2 protein-coding genes and 1 pseudogene are annotated in these 1,620 nt (G+C 64.8%); 1 reads left to right on the top strand and 2 read right to left on the bottom strand.

Annotated elements, in window-relative coordinates; all coding sequences use genetic code 11:
• A pseudogene (locus WA944_RS19855) lies at positions 1 to 279 on the bottom strand (HNH endonuclease signature motif containing protein); the annotation flags it as partial.
• Between the two features lie 90 nt (positions 280 to 369).
• Here WA944_RS19855 and WA944_RS19850 point away from each other — a divergent pair.
• Entirely contained in the window at positions 370 to 1,041 is a 672-nt protein-coding gene (locus WA944_RS19850) for a L,D-transpeptidase family protein (protein ID WP_526647269.1), read from the top strand.
• A 2-nt stretch (positions 1,042 to 1,043) separates the two neighbouring features.
• Here the strand turns inward: WA944_RS19850 and WA944_RS19845 are convergent, their stop codons facing one another.
• Positions 1,044 to 1,502 carry a nuclear transport factor 2 family protein gene (locus WA944_RS19845; protein ID WP_526373550.1) on the bottom strand — a complete coding sequence of 153 codons (459 nt, stop codon included), beginning with the start codon at positions 1,500 to 1,502 and terminating at the stop codon, positions 1,044 to 1,046.
• Positions 1,503 to 1,620 lie beyond the last annotated feature (118 nt).

Genomic DNA, 1,620 nt, shown 5'->3' with positions numbered 1-1,620 from the left:
TTCACCGTGGGAGATCCGCCACCGGGTCGCCAGCACGTCCTTCCAGGACTTGGCGCCCAGCTGCTGCGGGGTCGCCTCGACCTGCAACCGGGCCAACAGCCGATCCCGCAACCCCGGCAACTGACATGTCAGCGTCTCCAACTCATCGAGCGAATCGACCAACTCCGCACGGGTCAACAAGTCGAGATCACAGGCGGCCACCGCATCAAAAGCAGCCCGCAACGCGGTCACCGCCTCCTGCAATACCGTCCCCGTACCCGACATACCTCGAACATACATTCGACCACCGACAAGTTCCGGTCGCCGGCGCGACCCGATCGTGTCCGAAGCTTTACCGGGGATGCGGCTTCGATCCACCAGAATGGGGCGATGCGCCGATCGCTGATCTTGCTGTGCGCGACGGCGGTCTCTGCGGTCCTGACCTCACTGGCTGCGCCGCACGCCGCGGCGGAGTTCACGCCCTGGTTCGCCCGCTCCGTGGGAGGCGCCACCCAGGTGCTGTCCGTGACCGGCGTGGGCGGTTCGGACGCCAAGATGGACGTGTGGCAGCGCACCGCCGCCGGCTGGCAACCGGTGGACGGCGGTGTCGGCATCCCAGCCAAGATCGGCGCAAAAGGTATGTCGCCCAATCACTTCGACGGTTCGATGATGACGCCGAAGGGGATCTACACCCTCGACTTCGCGTTCGGCACCGAACCCAACCCCGGCGGTGGCCTGCAATACGTCCAAGTAGGGCCGGACCACTGGTGGGACGGCGACATGGAAAGCCCGACCTACAACACCATGCAGGTGTGCAAGAAGGACGAGTGCGCATTCAACACCTCACTGAGCGCGGGCACCGAGAACCTGCAGATCCCGCAGTACGCTCACGCGGTGGTGATGGGCGTCAACAAGGCGCGGATCCCGGGCAAGGGCGGGGCGTTCTTCGTGCACAGCACCGACGGCGGTGCCACCGCCGGTTGCGTGGCGATCGACGACGCCAAGCTGGTGACGATCATGCGGTGGCTACGGCCGGGAGCGATGATCGCGGTCACCGAATAGCTTCACAGGTTGAGCGCGCGGCCTGCCTTGACCTTGAAGTTCAACGCCTCCAACGACATCGAGGCGTCGTAGGTGCGGTCATATCCGGTCTCGGAGATCTTCCAGCCTGCATCGGTTCTGCGGTACCTGTCGTGGTAGAAACCGGCGCCGATCAGCATGAAGTTGAAATCCGGCGCGATCACCCGGTCCTGCAGATACCAGGTCGCGCTGGCCTCGTCGCCGTCGACGGTGATCTCGGGGTGGTTGACGCGGTGCTCGGTGAGGATCTCGGGCCCCAGCGAGTTGCGCATGAAGCCGACGAGCTCGTCGCGGCTGGTGAAATGGTGCTCCTCACCGATCGACTCGCCGTACCGGCCGACGACGTCCTCGGTGAGGGTGTCGGCGAACTCGTCCCAGTGCTTGGTGTCGAGAGCGCGGAGATACCGGTACTTGACCTGCTTGATGTCATCGATGTCACCCATGGCGACATTGCAGCACACCGCGGCTACGCGGCCTAGGGCAGAGTGTCTGAGCGGTTGGGATCGGTTCGGGCGCTATCGTGGCCTGGGTCATGAGCGAACCCCTCGGGTTGTCCATCGG

Source organism: Mycobacterium sp., assembly GCF_049683355.1.
GTDB lineage: Bacteria > Actinomycetota > Actinomycetes > Mycobacteriales > Mycobacteriaceae > Mycobacterium.
Note: the sequence above shows the minus strand (reverse complement) of the source record. Positions and strands in the feature narration are given on the sequence as shown.

Bases quoted from the DNA above. Each gene is read 5' to 3' on its own strand.
- WA944_RS19845 (WP_526373550.1), bottom strand. From the start codon at position 1,502: ATGGGTGACATCGATGACATCAAGCAGGTCAAGTACCGGTATCTCCGC.
- WA944_RS19850 (WP_526647269.1), top strand. From the start codon at position 370: ATGCGCCGATCGCTGATCTTGCTGTGCGCGACGGCGGTCTCTGCGGTC.